The organism is Polycladidibacter stylochi (assembly GCF_001562055.1).
In the GTDB taxonomy this organism is placed as follows: domain Bacteria; phylum Pseudomonadota; class Alphaproteobacteria; order Rhizobiales; family Stappiaceae; genus Pseudovibrio; species Pseudovibrio stylochi.
The window spans coordinates 42,480-48,899 of sequence record NZ_LLWE01000021.1 but is presented as its reverse complement, the minus strand read 5'-3'; the positions used below and the strand labels follow the sequence as shown (position 1 = coordinate 48,899).

Genomic DNA, 6,420 nt, shown 5'->3' with positions numbered 1-6,420 from the left:
AGCAATTCAACTAAACCATTATAAACAACCCTCTTTTCCACCAATCCTTAACAAACTACTAAAATCAACAGCACAAGCAAAACAACGAAAACCACGCCTGCCAGAGGGAGAGGAAACTCAAACACAGAAACAAAGTGGAGAGCGAACAACCAGACAAACTCCAAGCGCAAAGATCAATAAATAAGTGAGCTCCAAACGAGAAATGGACTGGCCAAAGATAACCAAGCAAAGAGTGAGCAGCAAAAAAGAGCGACAGAAGTGAAGAGGAGATGCCAGGAAAAACAAAACGAAGGATACATAGGAAAGTGAAGATACAAACAAGAGTGGCTGCATCAAGAAAAGTGGAAGACCCTTTGTGTAATTACAATCACGGAAAACTTCATGCGGCCAGAAAAAACACAGAAGCGTTTAGGAGAAAAACGAAGAAAAGCACGAGGCAAGCCAAGCTCTGGCAAAAAAGAAAGCGCAGCTGGACACTCACAGCCCAAAAGCAACCAGCGGGAAAAAAGCACACTAACAAAGTGGACCGCAACTGTCATACATTGGGATGAGCTCCTTATTTTAAAGCAGAGGCAAAAGCCTAAAGCCTGCCCCGGCTTGATAAGCCAGCTAAACACATATCCCCGCAACCAATACAAAGAGGCTCACTAAGACCGATAACCACTCACACAAGGCCCTTACGCGGATAAATAACGCAAAGCCCCCAAACCAAAGCAGCTTATCCCCCTCACTCACCATATCAAAAACGTACCTAAAACGTATCAGCCTCGTACCAATAACAGACCAAAAACACACCAAGCCAACACAATAAGAAAACTAAAAAAGCAACCGTTCTCTCCCACAAATACCACGCCCAAAAACCAAAGCACCAGCCCCACATAAACACCAAGCAAGAACAAATAGGAACATTTGAGGAACAAAATTGCACGGATTGCGACCAAACTAAAAAACAAGCAGGATAGCTCCAGCAAAACACAAAACACCAAAGCAAACATCCACAGAGAAGCACATATTGCAAAGAAGTACACATTGGACCAAGCAGAAAACTTTAACCACAAATGCAGGCATTACCGGCTTGATCATGACAAAACGAATAGCAGCCCAAAAAATCAAAAAGGATTTAGAGAAGAAACAAAGCAGACAAAAGAACTTAAGCATACAGTAGGTAGGGTGACTGGCGGGATGAGTACCAACGACATGCCATGAAATAGCAGTGTTGATGAGATCCCCAAGATTTTAAGGGGAAAGCTGACTGTATTTGGCCATTGCCGTAGAGGTGCTCTCTCACCGCTTTGTCGACTGGGCAACCAGCAACCGTATGAAAACGGGACTTGCTATGGAGGCGATGGGCTGTGCCCTAACAACACGTACAAACCTGACGGACTTTATCCATCACAGTGACAAGGGGAGCCAGCATTGCTCCGGCGCTAATCAAAAGCTCATGAAGAAGCATGGGATAGCAGCTTCAATGAGCAGCAAAGGAAACTGTTCCGACACGCTAAAGTGGAGAGCGTGTTCAAGACGGAAAAAGCACTTGGCCTTTACATTGAGGGCTTTTATAGTCCAAACAGATGGCACTCAGCATTGGGCGATCAATTGCCAATGATGCTTGAAAAGCGGAACGAGTATACTGAAAAGCAGGTACTCCACTTTATCTTAAGCCAGTCCAATCTGGCATTGATTGATAGCTATTGCTGCGAATTTGTGACACTTTCTTTCGATACCTTAATATCGGGTACCCACCTTGTACGCGAGGTCAAAGCCATTATTACCATGTAGGGGATGCCGATAACAGTCGTTCCTGACAAGAGGACGGATATGACAAGTGTTATGGTTTTGAAATTCAACTGGGACACCAGGATCAACTAGCAGTACTTAGTGCTATCGTCATATAGATTGATTCAGCTTAAACAGATCATCTGCTGATTGGCCCGTTTTCCTGCGGATCGCTTTGGCAATTAGCTTTCCTGTGTCCTCGCATTTATGAAAGGCTGCATTATCCATAATCAGCACGCTGGCACCGGGTAGTTAGGGGAGGAATTCCCGTTCAATCCAGGCAGTAAAGATGTCCGCATTCACATTCGCTTCAAACAACCCGATACTCAGAGGGTTTACACCCACCAGTGCACCAATCGCATTCACACGGCCCCTAACCTGCCAGTTGTGAACCTCAAAACACCGCTCGCCAATGCGCGCATACCCATAGGTGCGCAGCATATGCGTGCAAAGCCGCTTTCATCTATGTAAACATTGTTCGCCTTGCTTTTATAGGCGCTGATCTTTTCAAGGTAGGCTTGCTATTCTTCTTCGCTTGCCTTTGCATGGCGCAATGGTTTTTATTACTGACACCAAGACGCTTCAGGGCGTGGGCAATGCCCTTGGGGCTCACACCACGCCTTGCGGCCCGCTCATATTGATAGGCATCGGGATACAGGCGAACATCTGCTGCAAGAGCTTTCATTTCTAACTTGGTGGCTGGTCTATCTTTGTAGCTGGCTTATTGCAAGGCAGTTGTGGCTCGGGTTTTTCAACCCAGTGGGTAACATTGGCCACACCGATGCAAAAGCGCTTAGCAACTTGTCTGATTGACAGTCATTCCTTCTCACGATTGGAGAGAAAATTACAACGAAACGAAGCAGAGTAGCCATGAAAACAGTGCAATCAAGTTTTATGAGTTTAGCCATATTCTCCAGATCTCAACCCAGTCGAGATGGCGTTTTAAAAACTCAAAAGTGACGCTTGGGAGCACGTACATTTGAAGCGCTGATAGACGCTCTGGCAAGTATATAACTTATTCAACCTGTAAGAATGCTGGAAGTACTTGATGGCTGCTGGATATGTTGTAAACCAAGAAAGATCAATCCTGCAACTGGAAAAAACACTCAAAAATACCCGTGTGGCGCAAGATAATAATACTGAAAGGCAAGAGTGGGTAGACCTAAGCAGGGAAGCCCGACGGGTTGGAACCGCCGGGCTTGAGACTGATTGAAGGTCAGGATAAAGCTTCAATCAGGATGTCAGGTTAACAGTTAACTGCTGTTCCTGAAGTAATCTGCGACACATTCATATTATTTATGAAATATCCACTATCTATGAATTCTTGTAGCATATATATGCCAAGCAAACCAGCCGAAGCTTTGGTAGGGTATTTTTGCCAGCTGTTATTTTTGATTATTGATTAGGACTCTACATTTTTAAGAATGATCCGGCGCGGAGCGCCGGACCACTTTAAGCAATATTAGAAGCTGTACTGAACGCGTACTTTTGCTTTTGCTTCTTTAGTATCACCAGTTTTACCACCTTTTGGTGTAACTGATGTCTTAGCAAAACCACCGTCAAGTGCGATTACGAGATCGGACACTGGGGAGTAAGCAATAGAACCGTCGACTGCAAAGCGCTTTGTGTCTTTGTCGTTTTTGTCGGAAAGTTTCAGGAAGCTACCATCAGCAGCAATAGTTACTTCTTCAGTAACAGGCAGTTTAACACCACCGCTTACGTTGAAGCCTTTAGTTTCGTTTTTGTCGATTTCATTGCTGCTGTCATAGCCCAAGTAGGATGTTGCGCTCTTAGCATATGCAGCTTGGAAAGTAACTTCACCACCTGCAAGGCCAATCATGTCAAGGTTCACACCAACAGTACCGGCAGCAGCAAAGCCGTATTTGTTTTTAGCGTCTTCACCTTCTTTATCTACTGTACCTGGTACTTCTACTTCGTCTTCATAAGCATGAAGTGCACCAGCTGCACGTACGTAACCCCAGCCTTGGGTGAACTTAACGTTTGCAACACCGTCTACAGTATTTTCAGCACCTTTACGGTAGCTAGAATCTTCAACGGATACAGCTGCTGTCAGGCCATAGCCAAGATCAGCGGCATAAGAAGCTTGAAGAGTGCCTGTGTCGGACCAGTTACGGCCAACAGCACCAGCAGCTGCTGCACCTGTGAAGCCGTCAAACTTAGAACCCAATTTACCAATTTGGAAATCGCCAGCGCCAGTAGAGAACTGAACGTATGCATCGCCAGCTGTTACTTCGCTAGCAGAATCTTGGTCAAATTTAGTGACAATTTCAGAATAAGTTTTGATCATGCCGATTTCAGTGTCGGTCATGGAGGTCAGCTTAACATAACCCTTCACGTAGTAAGAAGTTTTCATCGGGCGCGCACGGTCAACCTTGGATTCTGTTGGGTCAACCAAATCGCCAGACTTTACTTCCGCACGGATACGGCCGTGAACTTTGATGCAGGTGTCTTTACCTGGCATTTTGAAGAAGCCAGCGCCAAATGCGTCACATGCTTGTACGTAGTCTACTGGCTCAGCAGCAGTTGGAAGGTCAGCAGCTTGTGCAGAAGTTGCAGCAGCTGCAGCAGCTGCAGCCATAGCGATAATTTTCGCGTTCATGAATTTTATCCCAAAATCTTAATAGGTTGTTGCAAAGCCTTCGCTTTGCGCTGAGCAGGAATTGATGCGAGCACCAAATTTGCTTCAGCTAATAACTACTGAGTTTTATTGGGTTTAAAACAGCTAATTAAGTTTACCCATAGTCATTATCACTTCAGAAATGTTGTATTGTTGCGTTTTAATCACATTTATATTTGCAATAGTATAGATAAAATCGATTAATTTATACTCTATACATACTTAATTTTTCTTTTTATACGCTTCGTCAATTTTTATAAATGACGTTATGACAATTTAACTTGTTAATTATTTATATGTTATATGCATGTATATTTTAGGTTGTGGATTTTTATTTGATTGAATTTAGTGAAATAAGATTTTCAATCGCATTTAGATTTTTGATTCTTCGCTATTTATGTCGTTAAACGCGCCATATGTGACCACTTGGCATTCAAGCGTCTGTTTCGCTCACATGTTTTGTTAGGTTTTAAGATAATTCTTGCTATCTCTTGATAGGTGAATTGAAACATCAAAGATGCATTCAAGGAAGAGAGTTTGCTCTTCGTTTAATTTGGTCCTGAGGAATTCAAGCTTACACTTAACTTCAAGCTTACACTTAACAAGGAGGCTTCATTTTTGAGCAGGCAAATATTTTCACTTTAATGAATATTTTTGGATGCTCTAGCTGCTCAAGCAGCCTCATCAGCAATGCAGCTAATTAAACCCAGCAAAACAGATGAATACTGCAACACTCCAGTTTTCATAATCTTTGCAATTTATTGCATACAGAAATGAAGTAAATACCGTTTACATTGGACGCTTTACGATAAAAAGAATTATTTAGGCTTTTGCTAGCCTTTGATGGGACCATAAAAACGCAAAAACCCGGCCTGCAATACAGGCCGGGCTCTTAAATAAGCATCTTGTGCTGCTTAAATATTAGAAAGTGTACTGTACACGTGCTGCAACTTTTGCAGAGTCAGTTGTAGCAACTGCTTTTTCTTTAGCAAAGCCTGCGTCCAAAGCGAACAGCATGTTTGCTTCTGGTGTCCAGGAGATAGAACCATCAATAGCTGTACGTGTTACGTCTTTGATGGATTTGTTGTCAACTTTCAGGTAAGAACCGTCCAACTGGAAGGAAACTGTATCTGTCAGAGCAACATTGGTACCAGCTGAGAATGCATAACCAGACTGGTTAGCTTCGTCTGCAGTCGCATAGCCAAGGTAGTTCATAGCTTTATTGGCATACTGAGCCTGGAATACAACAGAAGTGCCTTCAACACCTACTGTACCCAAGTCAAAGTTTACGTTACCGCCGAAAGCGTAACCTGCATCGTCGCTGCCTTTAACGTCGTGGTATGCACCAGCAACTTGAGCAGAGCCCCAGCCCTGTGCGATTTTCAATTTACCAACGAAGTCGGCACGGTTGTCTTCACCACCACGGTAGCCTGAAGCTTCTGCAGAAACGGCTGCAGATACACCAGCGCCTAAGGAAGCTGTGTAAGAAACCTGCATCAAGCCTGTGTCGGACCAGTTACGACCGATGATACCAACTGCTGCACTACCTGTGTAACCATCAAACTGTGATGTTGTTTTACCGATCAGGAAGCTGCCGATGTTGTTGGAGATTTGAACGTAAACGTCTTCAGCACCAGCGTCGTCAGCACCTTCAACACCGTTAAAGTCATGAAGGATAGACAGTTCGGAGTAAGTTTTGATCATGCCGATTTCGGAATCGGTCATGGATGTCAAACGGAAATAACCTTTTGCATAACCAGCGTATTTGTTGGCGTCGCTTTTCAGATCACCTGATTCCAGCTGTGTACGCACACGACCACCAACACGGATGCAGGTGTCTTTACCTGGGAGTTTGAAGAAGCCTGCGCCAAATGCGTCACATGCTTGAACATAGTCAACTGGACCAGCTGCTGCTGGAAGATCGGCTGCCTGAGCAGAAGTTGCAAGTGCAGCAGTAGCTGCAGCCATAGCGATAAGCTTAGCGTTCATAATTCCTGACCTCCAAA

Annotated in this window: 8 protein-coding genes and 1 pseudogene; 4 read left to right on the top strand and 5 right to left on the bottom strand. The window is 44.2% G+C overall.

Features of this window, described 5'->3' with window-relative positions; translation table 11 throughout:
• Positions 1 to 184: hypothetical protein (locus AYK67_RS17355; protein WP_206597508.1), on the top strand; the 184-nt coding region annotated here is incomplete at its 5' end.
• Positions 185 to 332: 148 nt separating this feature from the next.
• Here AYK67_RS17355 and AYK67_RS17130 read toward each other — a convergent pair.
• Positions 333 to 539 carry a hypothetical protein gene (locus AYK67_RS17130; protein WP_156453079.1) on the bottom strand — a complete coding sequence of 69 codons (207 nt, stop codon included), beginning with the start codon at positions 537 to 539 and terminating at the stop codon, positions 333 to 335.
• A 719-nt stretch (positions 540 to 1,258) separates the two neighbouring features.
• Here AYK67_RS17130 and AYK67_RS17765 point away from each other — a divergent pair.
• Both AYK67_RS17765 and AYK67_RS17120 read left to right on the top strand, forming a co-directional pair.
• A complete protein-coding gene (locus AYK67_RS17765; RefSeq protein ID WP_162265088.1) occupies positions 1,259 to 1,606 on the top strand; it encodes a DDE-type integrase/transposase/recombinase in 348 nt (115 codons plus the stop codon).
• Complete coding sequence (locus AYK67_RS17120) at positions 1,513 to 1,779, top strand: hypothetical protein (RefSeq protein WP_068083915.1); 267 nt, start codon at positions 1,513 to 1,515, stop codon at positions 1,777 to 1,779. Before AYK67_RS17765 ends, AYK67_RS17120 begins: the two co-directional genes overlap by 94 nt.
• A 249-nt stretch (positions 1,780 to 2,028) precedes the next feature.
• On the opposite strand, the gene AYK67_RS17115 is transcribed toward AYK67_RS17120, so the two are convergent.
• Together AYK67_RS17115 and AYK67_RS17350 are read right to left on the bottom strand one after the other, a co-directional pair.
• Positions 2,029 to 2,217 carry a hypothetical protein gene (locus tag AYK67_RS17115; protein ID WP_068083914.1) on the bottom strand — a complete coding sequence of 63 codons (189 nt, stop codon included), beginning with the start codon at positions 2,215 to 2,217 and terminating at the stop codon, positions 2,029 to 2,031.
• 22 nt (positions 2,218 to 2,239) lie between these two features.
• A pseudogene (locus AYK67_RS17350) lies at positions 2,240 to 2,464 on the bottom strand (IS630 transposase-related protein); the annotation flags it as partial.
• 360 nt (positions 2,465 to 2,824) lie between these two features.
• Here AYK67_RS17350 and AYK67_RS17110 point away from each other — a divergent pair.
• Complete coding sequence (locus AYK67_RS17110) at positions 2,825 to 2,989, top strand: hypothetical protein (RefSeq protein WP_156453077.1); 165 nt, start codon at positions 2,825 to 2,827, stop codon at positions 2,987 to 2,989.
• A gap of 249 nt (positions 2,990 to 3,238) precedes the next feature.
• Here the strand turns inward: AYK67_RS17110 and AYK67_RS06340 are convergent, their stop codons facing one another.
• On the bottom strand, positions 3,239 to 4,396 hold the full coding sequence (locus tag AYK67_RS06340) for a porin (protein ID WP_068083908.1): 1,158 nt from the start codon (positions 4,394 to 4,396) through the stop codon (positions 3,239 to 3,241).
• Between the two features lie 939 nt (positions 4,397 to 5,335).
• Positions 5,336 to 6,403: a porin gene (locus AYK67_RS06335; RefSeq protein ID WP_068083906.1), complete on the bottom strand. Its 1,068-nt coding sequence runs from the start codon at positions 6,401 to 6,403 to the stop codon at positions 5,336 to 5,338.
• Positions 6,404 to 6,420: the final 17 nt, after the last annotated feature.